We start from the raw sequence: 25,500 nt of genomic DNA on the forward strand, positions 1-25,500 counted from the left end.
TGTCGCCGCGCCATTGGGGTCTTGAGGTTAGCGAGATTGGCGTCGCGGAATCCGACGCGCGCATAAGTCACGATTGACTTGCGGATAAGCATACACGACGTATCAGAACGTAACAACGGCCTGCCGCGCCGAGTTTGAGGGGTCAAACGATCGGCCGTTGAGCATTGGATTGGAAGCGCAGAAACGATTTTGGTGGATGTAGCGCCGCCGATCGTGAGAGTATGCGCGCCACATGAAGATTTGCCATGCCGCCGCCTTAGGACTGATGACGTGGTACTTGATGTTGCCCTCGGAAGCCGCGACTCCGGGCGCCGCCAACGCAGCGACGACGCCGGTCGCTTCAGTGTTCGGCACCTATACCAACCAGGGTGATTGCGCCAAGGATCGCGAGCGCTTCGAAAACGATCCGGTGATCGGCCTTCGCATGCGCGCCGCGCAATGCATTCAATCAAGCACGGACCCCTCGAAAACGAAGTAAGGCCGCAAACTAAAACTTGCCGTGGCGACCGGTGCCTGAGGCGAAGCGCGCGGCGCCTTCGCGCGTCTCCCCGGAATTTATCGTCGCGATCGCGTAGCGATATTCGTTGAGCAGCGCCTCGGGCAGTTCCATCGTGAAACTCTCGTAGGCCGACATCCGATCCGAGCGCATGCATCGTTGCGGGAACGCCGCGATCTGCTCGGCGAGTTCGCGCGCGGCAGCCAGAGCCTGCCCTTGCTCGACGATTCGATTGGCGAGGCCCATCATGCGGGCCTCGTCGCCAGACACGCCGCGCCCGGTGAGGATCATGTCCATCGCGTGGCTCATCCCGATAAGACGCGGCAGGCGGATCGTGCCGCCATCGACCAGCGGCACGCCGAAGCGCCGGCAGAACACGCCGAACACCGCATCTCGCGCTGCCACGCGCATATCGCACCAGAGCGCGAGCTCGAGGCCGCCCGCGACGGCGAAGCCCTCGACCGCCGCGATGACCGGCTTGCTCAACAGCATTCGCGAGCATCCGAGCGGGCCGTCTCCACTTTCTGTCACACGGTTCCCGCGTGTGCTCGCGACGGCCTTGAGATCGGCGCCCGCGCAGAAATAGCCGCCAGCACCGGTCAGGATCGCGACCCAAGCCGAATCGTCCGCGTCGAAACGCCGGAACGATGCGGCCAGCGCCGCCGCCGTCGGGCGATCGACCGCATTGCGCGCCTCGGGCCGATTGATGGTGACGACCGCGATGTGGTTCTCAACCTGGTACTCGACGCTCATTCGAATCTCCTCCGGGACCGTCAGGCTAACACGCCACCATGTCCCAAGCGCGCGCTATAAGTGTTCGAGTCTAACTGGAACCGACGCGGCGCAAGGACCATATAATCGATCAGATCAGCCGCGGCGTTGCGGCGACCAACTTCGACGCCTGAACCGCGCTACCCACGGGGTTATCCAATGGAGCAATCAACGACAGAGCTTATCGAGAGACTTTCACGCCTGGAGCTGCAGCAGGCAAAGCTCCAACGGAGCAACAAACGTCTGCGCCTGGCGACTGGAGCGATCCTGCTGCTGTGCGGCGCAGTGGTCACGATGGCGCAAACGAGCTCGACGTTCCCTGAGACACTGGAGGCTCAGCAATTCCTCTTGCGTGACAGTACGGGCAAGCTGCGCGGCGCGATGGGCGTCCTGGCCGACGGGTCCGTCGGATTCAATCTCGAAGACCCGAGCGGCCGGACCCGGATCACATTAGACCTCGCCGCCGACGGTACGCCGGGGTTGGACCTGTACGACGCGGAAGGGAAGGTGCGGTCCACGATGGCGCTGGGGAAGGCCGGCGAGCCGGGAATCGGGATGTACGGTCCCAATGGTCACCTGCGCACCAGCCTTGACGTTCCCGCCGCCAAGACACCGGGTTTGGCCTTCTACCACGATAACGGCAATCCGGCGTGGGGAGCACCCTGACATGAACTCATCGCAACGGCATCGCATCCTGGGCCGATCAATTGGGATGCTCATCGTCGCCGGCGCGGTCGCCTGTGCTCTCACCGGATGTGCGCCGGTCTATGGCTACCCGGATTACCCGAGCTACGGGTACGCGCCCTATTCATGGGGATGGGGAAATACCTTGGGCTACGATCCGGGGTTTGTCGTCCATCATCCGTGGGAAGACCATTGGGGCGCGGGGCATCACACCGAGTTCTATCATCCAGCCCCCGGATATGCGGGCAGCGGCTTTCATGGCGCTCCCGGTGGATTTCACGGCACCGCTGGCGGAGGTTCTCATGGCGCTCCCGGCGGAGGTGTTCATGGCGCGCCTGCGGGCGGCGGCCACGGCGGCGGTGGGCATCATTGATGTTCAGCTGCTAGCCGCGAAGCGCGCTCTCTTAAATAACGCGCCGCCACTCTGGATGCGAGTTGCGCTCGTTGCTTTTGCTCGATCGGGTCGCGATGCTAACACCGTCGCGCAAGCGATAACCATCCGGGATGGCAACCGCGCGTAGCAACACCACATTCGTGCCGCTCAAAGATCGGCTGGCCGCGGGCCGCGCATTGCGCGGGCGTTCGCAACGCTCTTTGCATGGCGATTGGCAGCCGGCGCAGGACCGTCCCGATCCGATCGCAACGCTGCTCGAGTCCGACAAGGGCCGAATCGCGGCGTTGCTGCCAATTCGCTACGAGCGGATGCGCCAGTCGCCGTTTGCGTTCCTGCGCGGCGCAGCATCGATCATGGCCTGGGATCTGTCGCGCACACCATCGACAGGGCTGCGCGTGCAGGCCTGCGGCGATTGCCGTATCATGAACTTCGGCGCGTTCGCCACTCCCGAGCGCAACCTGATTTTCGACATCAACGATTTCGATGAAACGCTGCCCGCGCCCTGGGAATGGGACCTGAAGCGGCTCGCGGTGAGTATCGAAGTGGCAGGCCGCTCGGGTGGCACCAAAAAGAAGGATCGCGAGCGCGCGCTGCGTGGCGCAATCGCGGCGTACTGCGAACACATGGCGCGCTATGCGCGGATGACCGCACTTGATGTCTGGTACCAGCGCATCGACCTCACGGAGTTGATCGCCAGGCACCCGGAGTCATCAAAGGAGCGAAAAGATCGCGACCTCGTCCGCAAAGCGCGTGAGCAAGCCGTTCCGAGCCACGTGCCTCTCACGGCCGCCGCAAAAAAGCGCAGTCATGCCGGCGCCGGCTCGATGAAAATCGAAAATCGGCCGCCGCTCCTCTACCATCTGCCGCGCCAGCGCACGCGCAGGTACTTCGCGCGGGTCAAGAATGCGCTCAAGACGTATCGCGATTCGTTGCCGGTTGCATATCGAACCCTGTTCGATCGCTTCGAGCTTCAGGACGTTGCGCTCAAGGTCGTTGGCATCGGCAGCGTCGGCACCTATTGCGAAATTGCGCTGTTCAGCGACGAGCAGAATGCGCCGCTGTTTCTCCAGATCAAGGAAGCGCGCGCTTCCGTGCTGGAGCCGTTTGCCGGCCAGAGCAAGTTTACGACGCATGGTGAGCGGGTGGTCGCGGGTCAGCGCCTGATGCAGGCCGCGAGCGACATCTTCCTGGGCTGGATGGTGGGGATGGAACCGGGCCGCGCCTTTTACGTGCGCCAGCTCCGCGACATGAAGATTCCGATGCCGGTGGACGCGGCCGATCCCGCCGACCTGGCGTTCTTCTCGGCGGCTTGCGGCCGCACGCTGGCCCGCGCTCACGCGCGCACCGGAGAACCCGCGATGATCGCGGGCTACCTGGGATCGGGCGCGGCCTTCGAAGGCGCAATCATCAACTTCTCGGAGGCTTATGCCGACCAGACCGAGCGCGACTATGCCGCGATGCTGAAAGCGATTCGCCAAGGCCGCATCAAAGCAAGGCGCTAGCTCCAAACTCCTGCACGAAGTAGATACTGTCCACCCTGGTGAAAATGCACGCGAGCTGGATGGAACGAAACCCTCGATTTGCACTTGCGATGATCGTCCTCGTTACAGTGACGCTCAGCCTTGTGGCTCGAGCGCCGGCAAGGGCGGCCGATCCGGCCGCGATCGAGGATGGGCGTGTGCTGTATGTAAGGTTTTGCTCATCGTGCCACGGGCTCAATGCTGACGGGCGCGGCCCGGTTGCCGGCGTGCTCCAAACCCCGCCGGCGAATTTGCGGTTGCTGGGTGCGCGCTACGGCAATCCTTTACCCGCGGCCAAAATCGCGGACTTCATCGACGGGCGCGCCGCCGTCGCAGCGCACGGCGATCGCGATATGCCGGTGTGGGGCGAACGCTTCAACGACATGACCGCCGAAGGTTCGCAGCGCGAGCGTGCCGTCAAAGATCGCCTCGCGAAGATCATCGGCTATCTTCAATCGATTCAGGATCAGCCGTCGAAGTGAGCTAGCGAAAATGCCGACGGAACTGCGTCGCGCCCCAGGCGAAAAAGACCGCGCCCAGCACGATCATCATCGTGAGTGGCCTCTGCAAATCGCCGAGCGACGCACCGCGCAGGAAGATCCCGAATGCGATCTCGTTGAACCATCTGAGCGGCGACAACACCGTCGCTTCGGCAAGCCACCCCGGCATCGCCTCGGGCGGCGTCCAGGCGCCTGACAGGAAGATGATTGGCGCCATCACGATGAGCGTCATCATCGACACCTGCGGCATCGTACGGCAGAACGATGCGACGACGAGCCCCAGGCCCGCCATCGTGAAGACGAAGATGGCCGCGCAGGCGAAGAACAAGCCGAGACTGCCGCGCACCGGAACGTGAAAAAACGGGATCAGCAGGCAGAACGTCGCCAGCAGCGCGCCGAAGATGAGCACGACCGTGCTCGCCGCAATTTTCGCGAGCAGCAGCTCCCATGGCTCGATCGGCGAAACCAACAATTGCTCGATCGTGCCGTGCTCGCGCTCGCGAATCAGCGCCGAGGCCGGCAGCGCGATCGCCAGCACCGAGAGCATGATGAGCATCTCGTTGATGCCATTGAAAAACTCCTCGCGCCGATTCGGATTGAAGCGCACGCGCAGCGCTGCCTCGACCATCGGCATCCGGTTCTGATCGAGAGCGGTCAGCCCGATCCGGCGCATGCTCATCTCGCTCCCGAGTCCCCCGATGATTTCTCGAGCGTAGCCTTCGGCTAGCGACGCGTGCGTCGCACGGGAACCGTCAAGGAAAAGCTGGATCGCGGCATGCTGGCCATGCTCGAGGTCGCTCTGGAAGCCATGTGGAATGACGATGCCGAGCAGATCCGCGCCCGAATCGAGCCGCTTGAGCATTTCGCGCTCGCTGGCCGGCGTCTTGCGCAGGCTGAAGTAAGGCGCGGCAAAACGCGCGACGAGCTCGCGGCTGGCCGCGCTGTGATCGTAGTCGATCACGGACATCGCAGCGTTGGTGAGCTCGAGATGGAATCCCTGCGCGGCGGTGAAAATATCGCCGGTAAAGGCGTAGATCACGAACAGAATCACGATCGAGTCGCGGCTCAGCTCGAGCAATTCCTTCCAGACCAGGGCACGGAAGCGGCGCAGGCTCATCGTTCGCGCTTCGGGGTGAGCACGATCCCCGCTGCCATGAAGACGATGATAAACAGCCCGAGCGTGGCGAAATCCGCGAGCATCGCACGCAGCGGCAAGTTTTTGAGGAACGTGCCGATGACGATGTTGTTGCCGAACATGCCCGGAAAAAGATGCGCAACCACGCGTGTGAGCGGGCTCATCGACGAAATCGGGATCAACATTCCTGAGTAAAGCGCCGACGGCACGATCGTGATGATCATCGCGACGATGTTGGCGCCGAGCTGGCTCTTGACGAATGACGAGACGAGCAGTCCGATTCCCGCCGTCGCGGTGACGTAGACCAGCATCCCGGCGGCGTAAATCGCGAGCGATCCTTTGAACGGAACGCCGAACAGGATCACCGTCAGCAGCCCCAGGAACAACGCGTTGGTAAAACCGATCACGATGTAGGGCATCAGCTTGCCGATGACGAATTCGGCGCGCGTCGCCGGCGAGGAGAAGAAATTGTAAATCGAGCCGAGTTCCTTCTCACGCACGATCGCCAGCGCCATCATTACCGCCGGCGTCATCATCAGAATCATCGGCAAGAGTCCGGGCACGATCGTGTTGGTGGTGCGCAGATTCTCGTTGAACAGGTAGCGCGTGCGCACTTCGATCGGCTGAAGATCGAGCGCGTGGCCGGTGCGCTCCTGAATTCTTGCGCTCAGGATATCGTCGGCCGCGCGCTCATGAGCGGCGAGCGCGTAGCCGCGCGTGATCTCAGCGCGGAACGCGTACACGCCGTCAACCATGAGTTGCACCGTTGCCGGCAAACCGTGATAAAGCGTGCGCTCGAACTGCGGCGGCACGATGATCGCGAGGCGAATATCGCCGCGGCGCAACATCGCTTCGACTTCGCGCTCGCTGGCGTCTGCGCTCACCAGATCGAAGGTGCGATTGCCGGCGAAGGTGTAGATGTAATCGCGGCTCGTCGCGCTGTGATCGTAATCGATCACGGCAAATGGAATGTGCTCGACATCGAGCGAAAGCCCGTAGCCGAACAGCAGCATCAGCACCAGCGGTGTTCCGATCGCGCGCAACACGATCATCGGATCGCGGCGCAGGAGCCGCGTCTCGAGACGGGCGATCGCGAGCACGCGGCGGAAATTCATACCGTGCCCACTTTGCGCGACGACTCCACCATCTCGATAAACGCGTCTTCGAAGCTGATCGTGTCGCGCCGAAGTTGGGCCCCGATCCCAGCCGCCGTCAGGATCGTTTCGATCCGATGTGCGATTTCTTCGGGATGCAGCGTCAGGACGTGAATGTCGCGGCCGAAGAGCGTCGCCGGCAATCCATGCGCGCGCAGAATATGGAGCGCGGCGCGATATTCTGCCGTTTCCACAATGACAGGATTGCCGCGGCGCGCCGCGGCAAGCTCGCGAATCTCGCTCGGAGCGCCAAGCGCGATCAGCCGTCCGGCATCGAGCAGCGCCACCCGATCGCATCCGTCGGCTTCGGACAGATAGTGCGTTGAAACCAGGATCGTGACGCCGCAATTGGCCGCGAGGTCACGAATGATGCGCCAGAACGAGTCACGTGCAATCGGATCGACACCCGAGGTCGGCTCGTCGAGGATGAGCACCTGCGGAGCGTGCAGCACCGCGCATCCGAGCGCCAGGCGTTGGCGCTCGCCGAGCGGCAGCTTCGCGGCGAGCTCGCGTTCGCGGCCGCGCAGGTCGGCCTGGTCGAGCACCCATTCGGTGCGGCTGACCAGCCGCGCACGATCGACATCGTAGATAGCGCCGTAGAGCTTCAGGTTCTCGCTGACCGTGAGATCGCCGTACAGCGAGAAGAGCTGCGACATGTATCCGATGCGCCGCCGCAGCATCCGGCCCGATGATGCGACATCGAGACCCGCAACTTGAGCACGGCCCTCGTCAGGCGCGAGCAGGCCGCAGATCATCTTGATGATCGTGGTCTTGCCGCTGCCATTGGGTCCGAGCAGGCCGAAGATCTCGCCGCGCGCGATGCTGAAGCTCACGCGATCGACGGCGGTGAAATCGCCGAAGCGCTTTGTGAGCGATGCGATTTCGATCGGAGTGCCGCCGAGTGCTCCGCTGCCGCTGTCGCGCGGGAACTGTGCGTAGCGTTGTCGTTCGCCACGAACGCTGGCGATGCTCGCGGCGAAGATGTCATCGAGCGATGGCCTCGGATCGGCAGGCTTGGTTTCCGGCGCGAGTTGCGCGGCAACCGTCGCAAGGTCGGCCTCGTCAGCGGGCCGCGGCGCGATCCTGATTCTGCGGCTGATGCGCCTGAAATGAAGACTCGCGGAATCCAGCACCGCGGTCGCGGTCTTCATCGCCGCAGGCTCGAACTCGCGCGGCGTCACCACGACCGAATGACGCACTTCATCGGACGCACCGAGCCCAAGAAAGCGGCCGCCGTACATGAAGGCCAAACGCTCGAAGCGCTCGGCTTCATCGAGGTACGAGGTCGAAACGATCGCGGTGATGCCGCGCTCGATAACGAGCTGCGTCAGGATGTCCCAGAAGTCGCGCCGCGAAACGGGATCGACGCCGGTGGTCGGCTCGTCGAGCACGATCAAATCGGGCTCGCCAATCAGCGCGCCGCAAAGTCCAAGCTTCTGTTTCATGCCGCCCGAGAGTTTGCCCGCGGCGCGGTCGCGAAAAGGAGTGAGCTGCGTCATCGCAAGCAGCCGCGCTTTCGATTCGAGGCGCAGCGCGCTCGGCAGCAGGCGCAGCTCGGCAAGGTAATCGAGATTTTCGTCGATGCTGAGCTCGGGATAGAGATTTAGACCGATCCCCTGCGGCATGAATCCGATGCGGGTTTTGGCGCGCTCCGCGCCCGCCGCACTTGCAGCTTCGACGCCGAAGATCGACAAGTCGCCCGCAACGTGAAGCACGCCGGCGATCGCCTTGAGCAAGGTCGATTTGCCGACCGCATCGGGACCAATCAGGCCGAAGAACTCGCCGCGGCGAATTTCGAGATTGATCGAATCCAGCGCGATGTTGCGGCCATATGACTTGCGCAAGTTCCGCGCGCTCACCGCCAGCGTGGTATCGCCTGCTGCATCGCGGACAGGGCCGTGAGCATCCGCGCCGGTCAGTAGTTGAGCGGATTCACCCACGGCGCCTCCGTCTTCCAGCGGATCGCGGCGTCGGCCGGCATCCCCGGCACCAGTTCATGCTGCGGATTCGAATCGAGATAAAGCTTCACCGCCACGACCTGCTTGGTGCGTTCCTCACGGGTCTGAACTTCCTTGGGCGTGAATTCGGAGCGCGGCGCGATCTCGCGCACCGTCGCCGCGAAAGGCTGCGACGGGTACGCATCGACGTAAACCTGCGCTCGATCGCCGAGCTTGATATGACCGATTTCCGGCTCGGGCACGTAGGCCTTCATGTAGAGCGCATCGAGATCGGTCACGATCACGATAGGCGAGCCGGGCGCGAGCACCTCGCCCTGCTCCGCGACCTTGGTGGATACGACGCCTTTGAGCGGCGATTGAATCTGCGTGTCGCCGAATGTTGCGCGCTGACCGTCGAGCGCGGCTGCCGCGGCGTGGACGTTCTTCTCGGAGCTGGCGACTTCGGAGTCCGAGGCATCGACCGCGCGTTGCGCTGCCGCAACCTGCTCATCGGCAGATTGCAGGTTAGCGGCGGCCACGTCGCGCGCGGCGATCGCGGCGTCGAGATCGGATTGCGGCACGATTTGGTCGTCAAACAGCTTCTGGATACGCTCGGCATCCTGGTGTGCTTTGTAGGATTGTGCCGCGGCGCTGGCGCGATCGGCGATCGCCTTCTTCAACTCGCGCCGCATTGCCGCGGCGGCGGCCATCGAAGTTGACAGCTTGCTGCGCGACGAATCTTTCTGGGCAGCGGCCTCGTCGACCCCCGCGATGATCTGTTCGGAGCTGATTTCGGCGATCTGCTGACCGACGTTGACCTCGTCGCCTTCTCTGACCGCGAGACTCACGAGCCGTCCGGCGACCTTGGTGCCCACCACGACGGGATCGCCCTCGATGCGGCCGTTGACGAGCACAATCCCTTCAGGAACGCGGTTGCGATTCAGCAGCCACGCGACGGTGCCCGCGATGACTGCCAGGCTCAGGATTCCGACGAAGACGAAAACGCGTTGCATCAAGTGACAACCAGGCTATTCGAGTTGACTGAGCGAGCGCGCCAGCGGACGGATGCGCATCCGAGCGTCGATCACGACCGCGCCGCGGCCGGGCTCCAACACTTTGACCGGATTGAGATCGAGTTCGCTCAGCTCCGGCGCGGCTTCGACCAGCGCCGAGATGCGCATGATGAGCTTGACGAGCGCGTCGCGATCTCCCGGAGGAGCACCCCGATAGCCGTCGAACAGCCGATTCATCCTGAGCGTCGCGAGCATCTCGGCCGCGGCGCTATCTGTCACCGGCGGCAGACGGAACGAGACATCTTTCTGCAGCTCGGCGCTGATCCCGCCCATGCCGCACAGGATCAAAGGACCGAAGGTTGGATCACTGGTCATGCCGACCAGCATTTCGATTCCGGTTGTGATCTGCCGCTGCAGCAGGACCGCGTCGAGCGTGGTGCTGGCGGTTTTCATCCGCTCCTGGAGCGTTCGTACGGCGCTTTCGGCCGCGTCGGCGGAGTTGATGTTCAGGATCACGCCGCCGACGTCGGTCTTGTGGATGACTCCCGGTGCGATCGCCTTGGCGACGAGTGGAAAGCCCACGCGTTCCGCCGCCGCGCGCACATCGGCGAGGCTGGTCTCCTCGGCGTGCGCGACTTCGATTCCGACCGCGCCGAGCAACGTCGCAATTTCCGCATGCGTCAGCCATCGCGCGGAAGTCGCGTCCTTTAAGGCAGAATCGATACGATCGCGGATCACGCTGAGCGCGTCCGAGTCGAGCATTTCGATTGTACCGCGAGGGCGCTCGCGGAAGCGCGCATAGCGATAGCTGATGCCGAGCGCCAGTGCCGCGTTTTCCGGAAACGCGTAGGTCGGGATGATGCCGCGTGTGCCGGCATGAATTCGCTCCGGCGCACCCTGCGACGAAAGAAACACGCTCAGCACAGGCTTCTCCGCAGGAACCTCGGCGGCGCCGCGCGCGATCGCCTCGGCCACTTCGTCCGGCCGCGTCACCATCGGCGGGATATAGATGACGACGACCGAATCGATGTTGGGATCGTTGCCGACGAGCTTGATCGTGCGCACGTAATCTTCAGCCGGGACCGAGGCGGTCATGTCGATCGGATTTGCGAAGCCGGAACGCAGCGGCAGATACGATCGCAATTCCTCGAGGGTGGCGTCGGTGAGTTTCGGCAGTTCGAGACCGTGCGCCTCGCATGCGTCGGCGAGCAAAATCCCGGGGCCGCCGGCGTTGGTCACCACACCCACGCGCGGCCCCTTTGGCAGCGGGCTCGTGCTGAACATCGCGACGACGTCGAACAGCTCTTCCAAAGTATTCGTGCGGATAACGCCGGCCTGCTCGAAGAGCGCCTCGACCGCGACGTCGAGATTCGCCAGCGCCGCGGAATGACTCGACGCCGCGCGCCTGCCCGCGGTCGAACGCCCCGCCTTGACCGCGACGATCGGCTTGGTGCGCGCGACTTCCGGCGCGGTGCGCGCGAACTTGATCGGATTGCCGAAGCTCTCGAGGTACAACACGATCACCGCGCTGCGCGGATCGTGGCTCCAGTAAGCCAGGCAATCGTTGCTCGACACATCAGCGCGGTTGCCAGCCGAGATGAAACTCGAGACCCCCAGGTGACGGATGCTCGCGTAGTCGAGCATCGTGATCCCGAGTGCGCCACTCTGCGAGAACATCGCGACGTTGCCCGGCGTGGGAGTCATCGGAGCGAACGTGGCGTTGAGCTGCACAGCAGGGTCGGTGTTGATGATCCCCATGCAGTTCGGCCCGACCATCCGCATCCCGGCCGCGCGGACTTGCGTGCCGATACGCCGCTCGAAGCGCCGCCCTTCTTCCGAAATTTCGGCGAAGCCCGAGGTGATCACCACGACGTTGCGCACATGGGCGCGCGCGCAATCGTCGATCGCGGCTTCGACTGCGGAGGGTGGGACACAAATCACGGCGAGATCGACGGGCTCGCCGATCGCGGCAACGCTCGCGAATGATTTCCTGCCCTGGACTTCGCTCGTACTCGCGTTAACGACGTGAATTTGGCCGTGGAAGCCGTCGCGGATGATATTCGCGAGGATCGCGCCGCCGATCTTGTCGGTTTGCCGCGATGCGCCGACGACGGCCACCGAGCGCGGACTGAGCAGCCGGCCGATACTCTCCGCCACCGCGGAACTCTCGCGCGCAAAGCTCGCGGCGATGAACTGCGGCGTCTCGCGAATCGGGAAATAAACGTGGACCGTGCCTGAATCGAACGAGCGCGCGACCTTGAAGCCACTCTGCATGAACACGCCAAGCATGCGTTTGTTCTCGCTCAGCACCTCGGCTTCGAAACCATCGATCCCGCCCGCCTGCGCGATCCGGCGCAGATGCTCGAGCAGGATGGTGCCGATGCCACGGCCCTGGTGCTCGTCAATCACGGCGAAGGCGACCTCGGCGTGGGTTGTGCCGGGTTTGCGGATGTAGCGGCCGACGCCGATGAAGCGCTCGCGGCCGACGTCGCTGAGCGTCGCGACGAGGCCGACATGATCGCGAAAATCAACCTCGGTAAGGCGTTTAAGATCGGCGGCGCCGAGATCGCGCTTAATCCCCATGAAACGGAAGTAGATCGATTGGCTGCTGAGCCCATGGAAGTGCTCGCTCAGTAACTCCTTGTCACTCGGCTGGATGGCGCGGACGATAATCGACGCACCATCGCGCGCGATATCCTCGACGCGGTAGCGCAGCGGGTCCGCGAGCATCGCGCGCTCTGCCGCTTCAGCCTCGGCGCGCGGCACGCTTTCTGACGATGGATTTGACTTCATGCGATCCCCCTTTTGCGATCAACCGGCGGCGCGGAGTTCCGCGAGCCGGGACAAAATCTGATCGGCAATCGTATCGGGGCCACGCGTCGAGTCGGCGACGAGGAGGTTGCGCTCGGGAATTTCACTGAGCGGCATGAACTCGGATTCCTGCTGCAGATAAATCTCGGCGGTGGCGTCGGAGACCTCGCTCTTGCGCGATTCACGCTCCGAGAGACGCCGCAGAACTTCGTCCTTGTCGGCGCGGCATTCGACCAACAGTAGTATCGTGCCGCTTCGCCGCGCGAGCTCGAGTACGCTGCGGCGTTCCGCGCGATCCCTGTACGTAGCATCGAGGATCGCGCCGCGCCCTGCGGTGAGCGCCGATTCGGCCTCGTGCAGCATCGTCTCGTACGTCGCATGTGTCGAGCGCGCGGAATAGATTCCTTCGCCGTAGGCGGCCCGCGCGTGGACATCGGGGGCAAGGCCCGCGATCTTCTTGCGCACGCGATCAGAGTTGATGACCGCAAAGCCGGTGCGCTCGCGCAATGCGCGCGCGATCGTCGATTTGCCCGTACCCGAGCGTCCGCAGACAACGACCAGCGCCGGCGCCGCTTGGTCGGCGTAACCTGCAGCGAGCGCGAAGTATTCATGCATAGCGCGGCGGGCGCGCTCGCGTTCCGCACCTTCGATTTCGGGTTCCTCGCTCTTGAGCGCCGCGACCTTGGCGCGAACGAGTGCGCGATGACACTTGTATAGCGGCATCACGGTGGCGAGCTCTTCGTCGCCGGAGACCGCGATATATGCGCGAACGAATTCGCGCGCCAGCTCTTGCACGCCAAGCCGCTCCAGGTCCATCGCGAGGAACGCAACGTCGAGTGCAACGTCGCCGTAGCGCAGCGCTTCGCTGAACTCGACGCAATCGATAACCTCGATCCGCCCCTCTTCGAGGCAAACGTGCTCGCAGCGCAGGTCGCCATGGCCCTCGGGCGCGCGGCCCGTGCGAGCGCGCTCATTGATCGTCTCCCACAGCACGCGAATCGAGCGCCGGCAGAAATTCTCGACTTTCTCGAACAGTGCGCGGTCGATTCCCGCGCTAGCGAAACTTTCGCTCTCTTCGAGATTGCCGATAATCGTGCGCCAGACAGCGGCCGCCGAGCCGTATTGCCAGCTCTTGTCGCGCGAGCAGGATGCGTGAAACTCCGCGAGGCGCTTGGCGATCGCGCGAATCGTCGATGCGGTCACGGTGCCCGCGTTAAGACGCCGATCGAGCATCGCCACGTCGTCGAGCCGGCGCATCTTGACGGCATACTCGACCGCTTCTTCAACAGGAGCTTCGCAGACCGGGCCGAGCGCATACGAATTGGCGCGGCGAAAGATTGGAACGACGCCGAGGTAGATGCCTCGTGCGAGACGCGAGTTCAGGCGCACCTCGTCACGGCAGAATTCGAATCTGCGCTCGAGCTTCGATGCGTCAAGGAACGCGAAGCGTACCGGCTTCTTGATTTTGTAAACGAAGTCTCCCGCCAGGAACACGATCGAAATGTGCGTCTGCCGCAGGTCAACCGTGGCCGGCTGGTCAGGATAGAACCCGGGCTGCAGCATCGCACGCACGAGATTCGGCAGGCGCGCGGCGTGCGCAGCCGCGGAAGCCTGCCGCGCTTGCGTTGTCATAACCTTTGAACTCAGGCTTTCGATTCCTGCGGCTCCTCGCCGGCCAGTGCGTGCAGGATGTCAGTTGTCGTAATCACACCAACGAGGGTGCCGCCTTCATCGACGACCGGCAGCGCGCCGATCTTGCGCTCGCGCAGCAGGCGCGCCGCGTCATCGATATCCGTGTCGGGCCGGATCGTAATTAGACCTTCGGACATAGCCTTGTCGGCCTCGGTGTGTTCGAGGAAGCCGTAGTGCTGGCGGATATCGCGATCGGTGACGATTCCGACCACGAGGCCCTGCTTGATAATCGGAACGCACCGGAATCCGCCCTCGTGCATCTTCTGCTGCACGCTGGAAAGTTTTTCGTCGCTCGATGCCGTCACGGGATTGTGCGTCATCCAGCTACTGACGATGTTTTTCTGCGCGGGCGTGTACTTCACCGTGAGAACCGGACACGGGGCCTCGCGCAGCACCAGCTCTGCGACGCTGCCCAGGAAGAACCGCGAGAAGCCGCGGCGCCCGTGGGTCGCCATGATGACGAGATCCGCGTCCACCTTGCGCTGGCATCGGAGGATCTCCTGCGCCGGCTCGCCGACGCGCGTGATGAGATCGTACTTGAGGCCCGCCAGGCGTTTGCGCGCGACCTCCTGGAGCTTCTCCTTCGCGGTCTGCTCCTGCCCCTTGTAGAGATCGACGTAGATCGGCATTCCGGTGGGCGGGATCAGCATCGGCACCACGTGGAGAACGAAGACCGTGCCATCGTGCTCGCGGGCCATGCTCGCGGCGGTTTCGAGGGCGCACATCGAGTTATCATCGAAGTCCACCGGACAAAGGATCTTACGATATGGGAATGACATCGGAGCTCTCCTTGTGATGCTGGCTGGGCCTGTAGCGAGTGCCATGCCAGCCCGTCCGCGGGCCTGGATCGGTTGCTATCCGGGCAGTGATTGACTCGTCAAAAGCTCTCGAATTTTCAAATCGACCGCAAACGCGGACTTGTTCGAGTGTATCCAAAGGAACCACACAATGCCCGCCCTCTGCTGCGAACGGTCGCGGGAAAACTCGACGGCTATCGGGCAAGGACGAAATTTTGCCGCAACCGCCCGCTACCCGCAGCTGTGGACGAGCAAAGACCATGGCAAGCGAATTGCTCCTGCAAATCGCTGCGGGAGAAGAACAATGCAATTAGCCAATTTGATGACATCAGATCCTATCACTGCCAGCCCCAAGGATACCCTTGAGCACGCCATGTCGATCATGAACGCGGGACGCTTTCGCCGCGTGCCGGTGGTCGAGGGCGGCACCCTGGTCGGCATTCTGACCGAGCGCGACGTGCGCGAACACAGTGGTTATCTCCAATCGACCAAGGTGACCGGCGCGATGCGCAGCGAACTCATCACGCTTTCGCCTCACGACACCGTCGAGACCGCGGCGCAGCTGATGCTCCAGCATAAGATCGGCGGAATTCCGATCGTGGCGGAAGGCAAACTGGTCGGCATCGTCACCACCAGCGACTTGCTCAGGGCGTTTCTGACCGTCGTGCAATCGACGCGCGAGATCATGAACGGCTGACGAACTTAAAAGGGGAAGACCGTACCATGCATATCGAAAAGAAAATGAAGACTCACGTCCACACCGTGAAACCGCAAGACACAGTCGCGCACGCTCGCTCCCTCATCGAGGAGCATCGCATCAATCAACTGCCCGTGGTACAGAATCGCAAGCTGGTCGGGATCGTCACTGACCGCGACCTGCGCGACGCGCGTAACGTGGTCGAGACGGCAACCTCGGATGCGTCGCATAGTCATCATGATGCGCCGCAGGCCAACAAGATCCCGATCGAGGCCATCATGACCACCAACGTCCTGACTCTAGGCTCGGCGGACACCGTCGTCGAAGCCGCGCGGATGATGCGCCGCGAGCGTATCGGCGGCGTGCCGATTGTCGATGGCGGCGCGCTGGTTGGAATCATAACCCGCAGCGACATCCTCGACGCGTTCATCGAACTCAACAACCAGAAGGCAACTTAGTGAGCTGATCATGAAGGGACCGAATTCCAGACCAACCAACAAGGGCATGGTGCGGGCGTTAAATCGCCGCGGTACGCGCGCCGATATGAGCCCGCCCGTGGTGCGCAAGGCCGCGGTCAAGGATCCCTCGATTTGCGATCGATGCGGCGCGGTTTACACCGCGAAGACCTGGCGCGGCGGACGCCGCCTGACATCGGAATTATTGACTGCGGCGACATATACGACTTGTCCCGCATGCGAGCAGGTCAAGGGCGGCGACGAATATTACGGCCGCGTGCTGATTCGCGGCGCGTTCGCGGGCAAGAATCTCGACCGCATCAGCGCGCGAATCACCAACGTCGAAAAGCGCGCGACCGCCACTCAGCCTGAGCGCAAAATCGTCTCGCAGGAATGGGACGGCAAAGCGCTCGAAGTGCTGACGACCTCGCAGAAACTCGCCCATCGCATCGGGCGCGAACTCGAAAAGGCCTTTGGCGGCCGCGCCCGCTTCGTGTGGGACGATGAAGGCACGCTGACCACGACCTGGCAACACGAGGCACGCGCGCCGCGCTGATCGCAGCCCGGCCCGCGCCGGGATTATTTGCATATGACCGGCGCGCCACCGCTAATGATCGCGTGAGCAGCGCACTTCATCTTGAGGGTGGCGCCTCGGCGACCACGGGGCTCACCTCCGCCGAGGCTGAGGCTCGGCTTCGCACTTTCGGTCCCAACGAACTCGGATGCGAGCCGTCGCTTTCGCGCCTCAAAGATCGCCTCGCCGTGCTGGCGGATCCGATGGCGCTGATGCTCGCTGCCGCCGCGATCGTCTATCACGCGCTCGGCGAAAAGACCGATGCGCTCGTGCTGCTCGGCGCGATCGTTCCCGTGCTCGCCGTTGACGTCGTTCTCGAACATCGATCGCGAACGGCGCTGGAAAAACTTGCCGCGGTCGTCGCTCCGCTTGCGACCGTGATGCGCGACGGCGTTGAACGCGAAATCCCGTCCCGGTCGATCGTCCGCGGCGATCTGATGCTGGTGCGCGAAGGCGGCGTGGCGCATGCCGATGGCGTCCTGCGCAGCGCGGCGCATCTGGCACTCGACGAATCGCAACTGACGGGAGAAGCCGAGCCCGTCGCGAAGGAAGCGATCGCGCGCGACGCCGATGCGGGCGTCGTGAGCGAGGCCTCGCGAGTTTACACGGGCTCGCGTGCGGTGTCGGGTCGCGGATGGGCGGAAGTCACCGCGACGGGAGCGCATACGCGCTACGGCGCGATCGCGGCGATGGTCGCTGAGGCGGAGACGCGTCTCACTCCATTACAAATCAAGACGGCGGCATTTGTGAGATCGCTCGTCGTGGGCGCGGTAATCGCCTCCTCATGGCTCTTCATCCTGTGGCGCATGCGCGGCGCCGATTCCGCGCACGCCCTGCTCTTCGCGCTGAGTCTCGCGATGTCGGCGGTGAGCGAAGAGTTCCTGCTCGTATTGACAATCTTCCTGAGCCTCGGCGCATGGCGGCTCGGCCGTCTCGGCGTGCTGGTGAAGCGCCTTGCGAGTGTCGAGAGCCTGGGCGCGACAACCGTCATCTGCCTCGACAAGACCGGCACACTGACGGCCGGCGATTTCGTTCTGAGTGAGCATCGCCCGCTCGAGGATGGAATCGGCGAAGATGACCTGCTCGAAGCTGCCGTCCTCGCATGCGAGCCAGACCCCGCGGATTCGATCGAGCGGACGATCGTGGCGCACTGCGCCGAGCATCACGTCGATGTAGCCTCGATCCATTCGCGATGGCAGCTCATCTACGACCATCCTTTCGACCTCGTCGGCAAGCATATGTCGCACGTCTGGCGGGCGCGCGACGGGTCGCGCGATCGAATCGTCGCCAAGGGCGCGCTCGAAGGCATCCTCGAGCATTGCGCGCTGACCGTTGCGGAACGTGAACGCGCGCAGGAGCTGCATGCCGAAATGGCGCGAACTGGGATGCGAATTCTTGTCGTCGCGGGGCGGATGACGGCTCCTGGAGCGGCTGCGCTGTCAGGAGTCCGCGCCGACGACGAGCGCGGCCTGCGGCTCTATGGACTGCTTGGCTTTCGCGATCCGATGCGACCGCAGGTGCCCGTGGCGGTAGCAGAAAGTCAGCGCGCGGGAATCACGCTCAAGCTGATCACCGGCGATCACGCGCTGACCGCGCATGCCGTCGCTGACGAAGCGGGAATCATCCATTCCAATGAATCTGGCATCATCACGGGACCCGAGCTGACTAACCTTGATGCGCCAAGCTTCGATGCGGCGGTCCGGCGATGCAGTATCTTCGCGCGCGTGATGCCCGAGCAGAAGTTCGCCATCGTCGATGCGCTGATTCGCGGCGGCGAAGTTGTCGCGATGACCGGCGACGGCGTCAACGATACGCCCGCGATGCGCCGCGCCGATATCGCCGTCAGCATGGGCCGGCGCGCGACGGAGGCGGCGCGCGCGGTGGCTGGCCTGGTGCTGCTCGAGGACGACTTCTCGGCGATGGTTGCGACGATTCGCGAAGGCCGCCAGATCTACGCGAATATCCAGCGCGCGTTCCTTTACCTGATCGGATTCAAGGTGATGCTGGTGGCGATGGCGCTCGCAGCTCCGCTCGCCGGTTTGCCGATGCTGCTCGTGCCGGTCAGTCTCGTGTGGCTCGAACTGATCGTGCATCCGGTATCGGCGCTGGCATTCGAGGGCGAGAGTCCAGCCCACGACGTGATGAGCGATCCACCGCGCGATCCGAAGGCGCCAATCGTCAGCCGCGGCGCCGCGCTCCGTTCAGCGATCTCGGGATTGATACTCGCAGGCGCCGCAGTCGCGCTGTTCGCATATCGACTCCCGCAAGGGCACAACTACGCGCGGACAGTTGCGATGGTCGTAGCGATAGCGGGCAGCCTCGCCATGGTCTGGGCAGAATACGCAGGCGCGCAGCCATGGACGAGCATCGAGCTACCACGCCGCGCTCAGTTCTGGATCGTGATGGCGCTGGCGGCGTTGAGCCTCCCGACGTTCATCGGAATCAAGCCACTGGCGGCGATGCTCCTCGTCAGTCCGATCAGCGTGCGCGATATCGGAGTAGCGCTCGTCGCCGCGATCGCAGCAGTCCTCTGGCGCGCGCCAGGGCGCTAGGGAGAAGTGCTCAAAAGCCGCATCGCACAATCTTCTGCTCACGGCGCTTGTCAAAGGAACGGCGGCGGTTAAGACTAGATGGGGATAGCGACTGTATGAATGATGCCCGCCGAGAGTTCGAGATGATCGCGGCGCGCGAACCGGTGCCTCTGGCCCGCGGCGCGCTGTTGATCGCCAAGGAGGAATACCCCAACCTCGATATCGACGCGTATATCGATCGCTTTGCGACGCTCGCGCGCGAGGCCGAGCCGATCGTGCGCGCTGGCGCCGATACCGTTGAGCGCGTCCAACTCCTGTCACATTTCCTGTTCGAGCTGCGCGGCTTTGAGGGCAATCGCGACGAGTACAGCGACCCGCGCAACTCGTTTATGAACGAGGTGCTCGATCGCCGGCGCGGAATTCCGATCACGCTCTCCGTGCTCTACCTCGAAGTCGGCCGCCGCCTAGGCATCAACCTTTATGGCATCTCGTTCCCGACGCATTTCCTGGTGAAGGCCGTCGACGATCGCGGCGAGCTGATTATCGATCCCTTCGTCGGCGGCAAGATTCTCGACCTCGAGGAAATTCGCGCACGCCTCACGCAGATCTATGGTCAGCCTGTAGAGCTGGTGCCCGCGATGATCAAGGCCGTCGGCAGCCGCCATATCCTGGCGCGGATGCTGCGCAACCTGAAGGGCATCTACGCGGGCGCCTCGGATTGGACGCGCGCGCTGGCCGCGCTCGATCGCATCCTGCTGCTCGATCCGCGATCGCTCGACGAACTCGCCGAGCGCGCCGCGCTCTACGAGCGCCTCGAATGCTTCAAGGCGTCGCTCGACGATTATCAAAGCTTCCTGTCACAGGCGCCCGAGCATCCGGCGGCCGATACCGCGCGCGAGGCGGTGATGCGCCTGGTGCGGCAGATCTCGCTTATCAACTGACGCGCAAACGCCGCGATGGCCGCCACGCCCAAGAGTTTCTTCGACGCCGCCGGCGCGGCAATCGCCGACACCGAACTCCATCGCAAGCTCGAGAGCGCGAGCGCGCGTCATCTCGATCACTTCGCGCACGTGCGCGCCGAGTTCGCCCCCTACGAGGCCGAGCGCGACGCGGCGCGGCAAATCAAACAGGATGCGATCTCGCGGCTCGACGAACTCCTGATCGAGCTCACGACAAATCTCGAAAAGCGCGGATGCAAAGTTTTCTTCGCCGAGACCGCTGAGCAGGCCCGCGACTATATCGTCGATCTCGCCAGGCGCATCGAGGCCAAGCGCATCGTCAAGGGCAAGTCGATGACGACCGAGGAGATCGAGCTCAATCCGGCTCTCACAGCGGCCGGGATGGAAGTCGTCGAAACCGATCTCGGCGAATATATCGTGCAGCTTCGCGGCGAAGGCCCGTCGCATATCATCACGCCCGCGATTCATCTTTCCAAAGAAGACATCGGCCATCTGTTCGAGGACAAGCTCGCGTTCCCATATACCGACGAGCCGGAGAAGCTCACGCTCGCGGCGCGCGACAAGCTGCGCGAGATTTTTTTGTCAGCCGATCTCGGGATTACCGGCGCGAACTTCGCGATCGCCGAAACCGGTACGATCGTGGTTGTCGAGAACGAAGGCAACGGCCGGCTCTCGAGCACGCTGCCCGACACGTTCGTCGCCGTGATGGGAATCGAGAAAGTGATTCCGCGGATGACCGACGTGAGTCACTTCCTCGAGATCCTCGCGCGCACGGCGACCGGCCAGAAGCTGACGACGTACACCAGCTTCATCACCGGACCGCGCCGCGATGGCGAGCTCGACGGCCCGCGCGAGATGCACGTGGTGATTCTCGATCACGGGCGCAGCAGCATGCTCGCCGATCCGGTGCTGCGCGAGGCGCTCAACTGTATCCGCTGCGGCGCGTGCCTTAACGTGTGCCCGGTCTATCGGCGCATCGGCGGCCACGCGTATCAATCGACGTATCCGGGACCGATCGGATCGATCGTGAGCCCGAATCTTTTTGGCAGCGCCGCGGGCTACCTGCCGTTTGCGTCGACGCTTTGTGGCGCGTGCCGCGACGTGTGCCCGGTGAAGATCGATATCCCGCGAATCCTGCTTCATCTGAGATGGAAAGAGACCGAGGCGAATCGCCCGCTCAAGTGGCCGGGGCCGCTCGGCCGCGCGCGCAGCGGGGCGCGGAGATTCGCGCGAATGGCGCGGCATCCGCGGACGATGCGGTTTTTCAGCAAGCTCGGCGCGTTCATGCTGCGGCCGTTTGCGCGCGCAGGATGGATCAGGAGAATGCCGGCGCCGTTCTCCAACTGGACACGGCTGCGCGACTTCCCGCGCCCGCGGCCGCGCCGGCGCGCGCGTCCCGCTCGCGACGACGGCTGATCCTGCGATGTCTTCCATTCACAAAATTCTTGCGAGCGTGAAGGACGCGCTCGAAACGACGCCGGGCAACGGTGCCCATCCGCATCCCATGCCTGCGCCGATGCCGTCCACGCCGTCGGCCGAGCGAGCGGAGCTCGTTAGCAGTTTCGCGCGCGAGCTCGAAGCGGTGGGCGGCAGGTTTCTCGGCACGATCGCGCCGAAGCAGATTGGTGCGCGTATCGCGTCGTATGCGACTGAGCTCGGCGCGCGCACGATCGCCTATGGCGACGGCGTTGCGACGGACATGAAGCCGATCGCGAGCGCGCTCGAACGTTCAGGATGCACTCTCGTCAAGGCGGCGAAGGTGAAAGAGGATCAGCGCGCCGCGGCACGTTCGCAGATCTTCGGTGCTGACCTCGGAATCGCCGAGGCTGACTTTGCGATCTCATTGACGGGCACGCTGGTGATGACCTCGGCACCGGCGCGGCCGAACTCGCTGACGCTCGTGCCGCCCGCGAGTCTCGTTATCGTGCAGGTTGATAAAATCGTGCCGAACCTCGCCGCACTGTTCGCCGTGATGGCTCCCGAAGCCATCGCCACGACTCGCATGACAATGGTCACGGGACCGAGCCGCACCGCGGACATTGAAAAGCGCATCGTGCTGGGAATCCACGGGCCGAAGTCGCTGGCCGTGATAATCGCGTGGCCACACGATGACTGAGGTTCAGCTTTTTTCGACATGCCTCGGCGAAGAGTTCTTTCCCGAGGTCAACGATGCCGCCGTAACCGTGCTCGAGCGCCTGCGGCTGCGCGTGCGGCCACTCAAGCGCGCGTTCTGCTGCGGTCAGGTTGCGTTCAACGAGGGTTTTCGCGAAGAAGCGAAGGCTCTAGCGCGCCGCTTCCTCGACTCGTGCGAGCCGGGAATCCCAATCGTGCTGCCGTCGGGATCGTGCTCGAGCATGATCAGGATTTTCTACGGCGACTTGCTCGCCGGCGATGCCGACCTGCTCGCGAAGGCGCATGCGATCCGGCCATGGGTCTTTGAGTTCTCGCAGTTCCTGGTCGACGTGCTGAAGGTGAAATACGTCGGCGCGCGATTCGAGCGCAGCGTCGCCTACCATCCATCATGTCACCTGATGCGCGAGCTGGGCGTGCGCGACCAGCCGATGCAATTGCTCAGCGCCGTCAACGGCATCCGCCTCGTCGAGCTCAAAAATCGCGAAGAGTGCTGCGGCTTCGGCGGGATGTTCTCGGTCAAGTTCCCCCCGATCTCGGGCGCGATGCTTGAGGACAAGATGACGACGATCACCGAAAGCGGCGCCGAGGTGCTGGTCGCCAACGACTGCGGATGCCTGATGCAGATAGCAGGCGGGCTGCATCGCCAAGGCTCACCCGTGGAGACGCGCCACTTGGCGCAAATCCTCGCGAGCCGCTAATAACAGGAAGTTGATTTTTCGAGCGCGAGGAACAAGCGATGAACCTGGCCAAGCGATTTGTTGATGTCGGACTTTTCACGAGCAACCTTGAGGCGATGCGCGAGTTTTACTCCGAGCGAATCAGGCTGCCTTTCGAGGAAATCCTGCCGCTCGGCGGCGGCACAAAGCAGCATCGCTTTGGTCTGCTCGGCTCGGTGCTGAAGATCAATCATTCCCGCGATCCACTTCCGCCACGCCGTCTCGGCGGTTATTCGAAGCTCACGATTTCCGACCCGCGCACGCCGATGCCCATTCAGCTCGCAGACCCCGATGCCAACGCGATCGAGCTCGTGCCGAGCGGACAGCGCGGCATTAATCAGATCGAAGTGCATCTTGGTGTGACCGACCCAGATGCGTTCGAGCGTTTCTACGGCGACGCGCTGGGCGGTGAGAAGCTCGGCGCGGGACGATTCAAGATCGGCGAGACGATTATCAGCTTTGCCCACGACACGAATGCCGTCCGCGCGGACAAGGCCTCAGCCGCGTCGGCAGCCGACGTGCTCGCGTCGATGCGCGCGGTTGGGATGCGCTACATCACGATCCAGGTACGCGACTGCGACGTCGAGCATCGCGGCTTCATGGCGAAGGGCGTTTGGGAAGGCTCGGCGCCGATGACGCTCGGCGACGTCGCGCGGATCTCGTTCATCCGCGATCCCGACGGCAACTTTATCGAGATCTCCCAGCGCGCCTCGCTGACCGGCCCGCTACCGAAGTAGTGGGCCTCAAATCGGCCATTGCCTCGGGTGCCGAAGGCTCGTATCTCATGGACTAGTCACAAGCCCACTCGAGGAGAGTCGCTATGCCAACCCTTTATGGAGCGCTGGGATCGCCGTTCGTCCGCAAAGCAATCGTGGCGTTGACTGAGAAAGGAATCGCCTACGATCATGACCCGGTGGTTCCGTTCGGGCCCAATCCCGAATATCGCAAGATCAGCCCACTCGGAAAAATTCCCGCGTTTCGCGATGGCGATCGCACGCTCGCGGATTCGTCAGTAATCCTCGCGTACCTCGAGCGCACGCATCCCGAGCCTCCGCTCTACCCGAGCGATGCGTATGACTATGCGCGCGCTCTGTGGTTCGAGGAGTATGGTGACGGCGGCCTGGCGCCGGTGCTCGGCAGCAAGATCTTCTTCGCGCGTGTCATCGGTCCGCGCTTCATGAATCAGCCGACCGACGAGGCCGCGGTGCAGAAGGCGCTCAACGAAGAAGTACCGCCGCTGTTCGACTACCTCGAAAAAGAACTCGAAGGTAAGGATTACCTGGTCGCGAACCGCTTCACGATCGCCGATATCGGCGTGGCGACGATCTTCGTGAATTTCCAGTTCGCCGGATGCAGTGTTGATGCGAAGCGCTGGCCGAAGCTCGCCGCATACGTTGAGCGGATTCATAATCGCCCGAGCTTCAAGGGCATTATCGACAAAGAGAAGGCAGCCTTCGGCGTCAAGTAAGAGACTGCGCCACAACTTTCGATCGCCGGACTTTTCTTCTTCGCTGGAAGGGAAGTCCGGCGATTTTTCTGACGACTCGGCGACAGTCAGCCGTTTTCGATAAATTCTTTCAGCCGCTTGCCGCGCAGTCCGTTGCCGAGCGCGAGCATCAACTTGAGACGCGCCTTTTGCGGAACGATCTCGTGCGCCGCGATCGCGCCGAGGGAGCGCAAGTAGTGAGCGCCGCCGGCATAGGGATCGTCGACCGCGCCGCCCCCGGTTCTCGACGCGAGCACGATCGGCAGGCCGCCTTCGATCGCGCGCTTGATCTCATCGATCCAGTCCGGAGGTACGCGTCCGCTGCCAAAGCCTGCGATCACCAGGCCCCTGAGCCCCGGCCGCGCAAGCGCTTCGTGCAATGACGCCGTATCAGCGATCATTGCCGCGACCAGCGCGACGTTGGGCTCGGGCTTGGGCCGCACGATTTGCCTCGGGTTCGCGGGGACTACGAACAACCACGGCTCATTCATGTAGATGCGGCCGAGCGGACCGCCTGCCGGTGATCGAAAGGCGCCAAGCACGAGGCCGTTACTCTTGGTAACGAACCGCGCGGAATGGATTTCCTCGTTCAGCACGACGAGCGTGCCAAGCTCGCGTGCCCGCGGCCATCGAGCAACTTTGATCGCATCGAGCAGGTTGCGCGGGCCGTCCCACGAAATCTCCGACCCGGTGCGCATCGCACCCGTGAACACCACGGGCTTCGGACTCGCGATCGTCAGATGGCAGAAGTAGGCGCTCTCCTCGAGCGTGTCGGTGCCGTGCGTGACGACCGCACCGGCGATTCCCGGACGGCGCAGCTCCGATGCGATGGTGCGGGAAAGCACGGCCATTCGCTCCGGCGTCATCGCGGCGCCGGCAATCTTCTCGAGGTCGATGACTTTGGCTGACACTTCCGTGCGCCGCTCGCCGAGATGATGCAGCAGCTCGCGGCCACCCCAATGCGGGATCGCGCCGTGGCCGGAATCGAGCGTCGAGATCGTGCCTCCGGTGGTGATTAGCGCTATTGTGGCGACACTCATTGCGA

24 protein-coding genes are annotated in these 25,500 nt (G+C 63.4%); 15 read left to right on the forward strand and 9 right to left on the reverse strand.

From position 1 onward, the window contains the following. Positions 1-232: 232 nt before the first annotated feature. On the forward strand, positions 233-478 hold the full coding sequence (locus VMA09_20950; GenBank protein HUA36091.1) for a hypothetical protein: 246 nt from the start codon (positions 233-235) through the stop codon (positions 476-478). A gap of 9 nt (positions 479-487) precedes the next feature. Here VMA09_20950 and VMA09_20955 read toward each other — a convergent pair whose 3' ends face one another. Continuing rightward, the gene (locus VMA09_20955) at positions 488-1,249 is read right to left on the reverse strand and encodes a crotonase/enoyl-CoA hydratase family protein (GenBank protein ID HUA36092.1); all 762 of its coding nucleotides are present in this window, start codon (positions 1,247-1,249) and stop codon (positions 488-490) included. Positions 1,250-1,426: 177 nt separating this feature from the next. Between VMA09_20955 and VMA09_20960 the strand changes: the two genes are divergently transcribed. The 4 genes from VMA09_20960 (at position 1,427) to VMA09_20975 (ending at position 4,347) form a co-directional block, all read left to right on the forward strand. Further along, entirely contained in the window at positions 1,427-1,933 is a 507-nt protein-coding gene (locus VMA09_20960; GenBank protein HUA36093.1) for a hypothetical protein, read from the forward strand. A 1-nt stretch (position 1,934) separates the two neighbouring features. After that, positions 1,935-2,324: a hypothetical protein gene (locus VMA09_20965; GenBank protein ID HUA36094.1), complete on the forward strand. Its 390-nt coding sequence runs from the start codon at positions 1,935-1,937 to the stop codon at positions 2,322-2,324. A 131-nt stretch (positions 2,325-2,455) separates the two neighbouring features. Beyond that, positions 2,456-3,847: a DUF2252 domain-containing protein gene (locus tag VMA09_20970; GenBank protein ID HUA36095.1), complete on the forward strand. Its 1,392-nt coding sequence runs from the start codon at positions 2,456-2,458 to the stop codon at positions 3,845-3,847. Positions 3,848-3,906: 59 nt separating this feature from the next. Beyond that, on the forward strand, positions 3,907-4,347 hold the full coding sequence (locus tag VMA09_20975; protein ID HUA36096.1) for a c-type cytochrome: 441 nt from the start codon (positions 3,907-3,909) through the stop codon (positions 4,345-4,347). A gap of 1 nt (position 4,348) precedes the next feature. Here VMA09_20975 and VMA09_20980 read toward each other — a convergent pair whose 3' ends face one another. From VMA09_20980 to VMA09_21010, 7 genes are read right to left on the reverse strand one after another with little or no spacing between them, the layout of a single operon-like run. Further along, complete coding sequence (locus VMA09_20980) at positions 4,349-5,482, reverse strand: ABC transporter permease (GenBank protein ID HUA36097.1); 1,134 nt, start codon at positions 5,480-5,482, stop codon at positions 4,349-4,351. Beyond that, a complete protein-coding gene (locus tag VMA09_20985) occupies positions 5,479-6,615 on the reverse strand; it encodes an ABC transporter permease (GenBank protein HUA36098.1) in 1,137 nt (378 codons plus the stop codon). The genes VMA09_20980 and VMA09_20985 overlap by 4 nt, the downstream gene beginning before the upstream one ends. Further along, positions 6,612-8,594: an ATP-binding cassette domain-containing protein gene (locus tag VMA09_20990; protein ID HUA36099.1), complete on the reverse strand. Its 1,983-nt coding sequence runs from the start codon at positions 8,592-8,594 to the stop codon at positions 6,612-6,614. Before VMA09_20990 ends, VMA09_20985 begins: the two co-directional genes overlap by 4 nt. After that, a complete protein-coding gene (locus VMA09_20995; protein HUA36100.1) occupies positions 8,570-9,604 on the reverse strand; it encodes an efflux RND transporter periplasmic adaptor subunit in 1,035 nt (344 codons plus the stop codon). The genes VMA09_20990 and VMA09_20995 overlap by 25 nt, the downstream gene beginning before the upstream one ends. A gap of 15 nt (positions 9,605-9,619) precedes the next feature. Further along, entirely contained in the window at positions 9,620-12,397 is a 2,778-nt protein-coding gene (locus VMA09_21000; GenBank protein HUA36101.1) for a GNAT family N-acetyltransferase, read from the reverse strand. A gap of 18 nt (positions 12,398-12,415) precedes the next feature. Then, on the reverse strand, positions 12,416-14,047 hold the full coding sequence (locus VMA09_21005; protein HUA36102.1) for an AAA family ATPase: 1,632 nt from the start codon (positions 14,045-14,047) through the stop codon (positions 12,416-12,418). An 11-nt stretch (positions 14,048-14,058) separates the two neighbouring features. Then, positions 14,059-14,886, reverse strand: a complete 828-nt coding sequence (locus VMA09_21010) for a universal stress protein (protein ID HUA36103.1) — start codon at positions 14,884-14,886, stop codon at positions 14,059-14,061. A 169-nt stretch (positions 14,887-15,055) separates the two neighbouring features. Here VMA09_21010 and VMA09_21015 point away from each other — a divergent pair, with 169 nt between their 5' ends. The 10 genes from VMA09_21015 (at position 15,056) to VMA09_21060 (ending at position 24,437) form a co-directional block, all read left to right on the forward strand. Beyond that, complete coding sequence (locus VMA09_21015) at positions 15,056-15,601, forward strand: CBS domain-containing protein (protein ID HUA36104.1); 546 nt, start codon at positions 15,056-15,058, stop codon at positions 15,599-15,601. A gap of 44 nt (positions 15,602-15,645) precedes the next feature. Beyond that, positions 15,646-16,059 carry a CBS domain-containing protein gene (locus VMA09_21020; protein ID HUA36105.1) on the forward strand — a complete coding sequence of 138 codons (414 nt, stop codon included), beginning with the start codon at positions 15,646-15,648 and terminating at the stop codon, positions 16,057-16,059. A 10-nt stretch (positions 16,060-16,069) separates the two neighbouring features. Beyond that, positions 16,070-16,612, forward strand: coding sequence for a hypothetical protein (locus tag VMA09_21025; GenBank protein ID HUA36106.1), 543 nt, complete (start codon positions 16,070-16,072; stop codon positions 16,610-16,612). A gap of 62 nt (positions 16,613-16,674) precedes the next feature. Then, a complete protein-coding gene (locus tag VMA09_21030; GenBank protein HUA36107.1) occupies positions 16,675-19,182 on the forward strand; it encodes a cation-translocating P-type ATPase in 2,508 nt (835 codons plus the stop codon). A gap of 95 nt (positions 19,183-19,277) precedes the next feature. Continuing rightward, the gene (locus tag VMA09_21035) at positions 19,278-20,102 is read left to right on the forward strand and encodes a tetratricopeptide repeat protein (GenBank protein HUA36108.1); all 825 of its coding nucleotides are present in this window, start codon (positions 19,278-19,280) and stop codon (positions 20,100-20,102) included. A 15-nt stretch (positions 20,103-20,117) separates the two neighbouring features. Next, a complete protein-coding gene (locus tag VMA09_21040) occupies positions 20,118-21,536 on the forward strand; it encodes a LutB/LldF family L-lactate oxidation iron-sulfur protein (protein ID HUA36109.1) in 1,419 nt (472 codons plus the stop codon). A 7-nt stretch (positions 21,537-21,543) separates the two neighbouring features. Then, positions 21,544-22,236, forward strand: coding sequence for a lactate utilization protein (locus VMA09_21045; protein HUA36110.1), 693 nt, complete (start codon positions 21,544-21,546; stop codon positions 22,234-22,236). Further along, positions 22,229-22,951: a (Fe-S)-binding protein gene (locus VMA09_21050; GenBank protein ID HUA36111.1), complete on the forward strand. Its 723-nt coding sequence runs from the start codon at positions 22,229-22,231 to the stop codon at positions 22,949-22,951. The genes VMA09_21045 and VMA09_21050 overlap by 8 nt, the downstream gene beginning before the upstream one ends. Before the next feature lie 38 nt (positions 22,952-22,989). Next, positions 22,990-23,706 carry a VOC family protein gene (locus tag VMA09_21055; protein ID HUA36112.1) on the forward strand — a complete coding sequence of 239 codons (717 nt, stop codon included), beginning with the start codon at positions 22,990-22,992 and terminating at the stop codon, positions 23,704-23,706. 83 nt (positions 23,707-23,789) lie between these two features. After that, positions 23,790-24,437 carry a glutathione S-transferase family protein gene (locus tag VMA09_21060; protein ID HUA36113.1) on the forward strand — a complete coding sequence of 216 codons (648 nt, stop codon included), beginning with the start codon at positions 23,790-23,792 and terminating at the stop codon, positions 24,435-24,437. Between the two features lie 86 nt (positions 24,438-24,523). Here VMA09_21060 and VMA09_21065 read toward each other — a convergent pair whose 3' ends face one another. Further along, positions 24,524-25,495 carry an asparaginase gene (locus tag VMA09_21065; GenBank protein HUA36114.1) on the reverse strand — a complete coding sequence of 324 codons (972 nt, stop codon included), beginning with the start codon at positions 25,493-25,495 and terminating at the stop codon, positions 24,524-24,526. Between the last annotated feature and the right edge of the window lie 5 nt (positions 25,496-25,500).

This window comes from Candidatus Binataceae bacterium, from assembly GCA_035508495.1.
Lineage (GTDB): Bacteria > Desulfobacterota > Binatia > Binatales > Binataceae > JASHPB01.

Coding starts and splice junctions, on each gene's coding strand:
- VMA09_21025 (HUA36106.1), top strand. CDS start 16,070: ATGAAGGGACCGAATTCCAGACCAACCAACAAGGGCATGGTGCGGGCG.
- VMA09_21005 (HUA36102.1), bottom strand. CDS start 14,047: ATGACAACGCAAGCGCGGCAGGCTTCCGCGGCTGCGCACGCCGCGCGC.
- VMA09_21010 (HUA36103.1), bottom strand. CDS start 14,886: ATGTCATTCCCATATCGTAAGATCCTTTGTCCGGTGGACTTCGATGAT.
- VMA09_20950 (HUA36091.1), top strand. CDS start 233: ATGAAGATTTGCCATGCCGCCGCCTTAGGACTGATGACGTGGTACTTG.
- VMA09_20960 (HUA36093.1), top strand. CDS start 1,427: ATGGAGCAATCAACGACAGAGCTTATCGAGAGACTTTCACGCCTGGAG.
- VMA09_21055 (HUA36112.1), top strand. CDS start 22,990: ATGAACCTGGCCAAGCGATTTGTTGATGTCGGACTTTTCACGAGCAAC.
- VMA09_20955 (HUA36092.1), bottom strand. CDS start 1,249: ATGAGCGTCGAGTACCAGGTTGAGAACCACATCGCGGTCGTCACCATC.
- VMA09_21045 (HUA36110.1), top strand. CDS start 21,544: ATGTCTTCCATTCACAAAATTCTTGCGAGCGTGAAGGACGCGCTCGAA.
- VMA09_21060 (HUA36113.1), top strand. CDS start 23,790: ATGCCAACCCTTTATGGAGCGCTGGGATCGCCGTTCGTCCGCAAAGCA.
- VMA09_20985 (HUA36098.1), bottom strand. CDS start 6,615: ATGAATTTCCGCCGCGTGCTCGCGATCGCCCGTCTCGAGACGCGGCTC.
- VMA09_21040 (HUA36109.1), top strand. CDS start 20,118: ATGGCCGCCACGCCCAAGAGTTTCTTCGACGCCGCCGGCGCGGCAATC.
- VMA09_20995 (HUA36100.1), bottom strand. CDS start 9,604: ATGCAACGCGTTTTCGTCTTCGTCGGAATCCTGAGCCTGGCAGTCATC.
- VMA09_21020 (HUA36105.1), top strand. CDS start 15,646: ATGAAGACTCACGTCCACACCGTGAAACCGCAAGACACAGTCGCGCAC.
- VMA09_21050 (HUA36111.1), top strand. CDS start 22,229: ATGACTGAGGTTCAGCTTTTTTCGACATGCCTCGGCGAAGAGTTCTTT.
- VMA09_20980 (HUA36097.1), bottom strand. CDS start 5,482: ATGAGCCTGCGCCGCTTCCGTGCCCTGGTCTGGAAGGAATTGCTCGAG.
- VMA09_21000 (HUA36101.1), bottom strand. CDS start 12,397: ATGAAGTCAAATCCATCGTCAGAAAGCGTGCCGCGCGCCGAGGCTGAA.
- VMA09_21065 (HUA36114.1), bottom strand. CDS start 25,495: ATGAGTGTCGCCACAATAGCGCTAATCACCACCGGAGGCACGATCTCG.
- VMA09_20975 (HUA36096.1), top strand. CDS start 3,907: ATGGAACGAAACCCTCGATTTGCACTTGCGATGATCGTCCTCGTTACA.
- VMA09_21035 (HUA36108.1), top strand. CDS start 19,278: ATGAATGATGCCCGCCGAGAGTTCGAGATGATCGCGGCGCGCGAACCG.
- VMA09_21015 (HUA36104.1), top strand. CDS start 15,056: ATGCCCGCCCTCTGCTGCGAACGGTCGCGGGAAAACTCGACGGCTATC.
- VMA09_20970 (HUA36095.1), top strand. CDS start 2,456: ATGGCAACCGCGCGTAGCAACACCACATTCGTGCCGCTCAAAGATCGG.
- VMA09_20965 (HUA36094.1), top strand. CDS start 1,935: ATGAACTCATCGCAACGGCATCGCATCCTGGGCCGATCAATTGGGATG.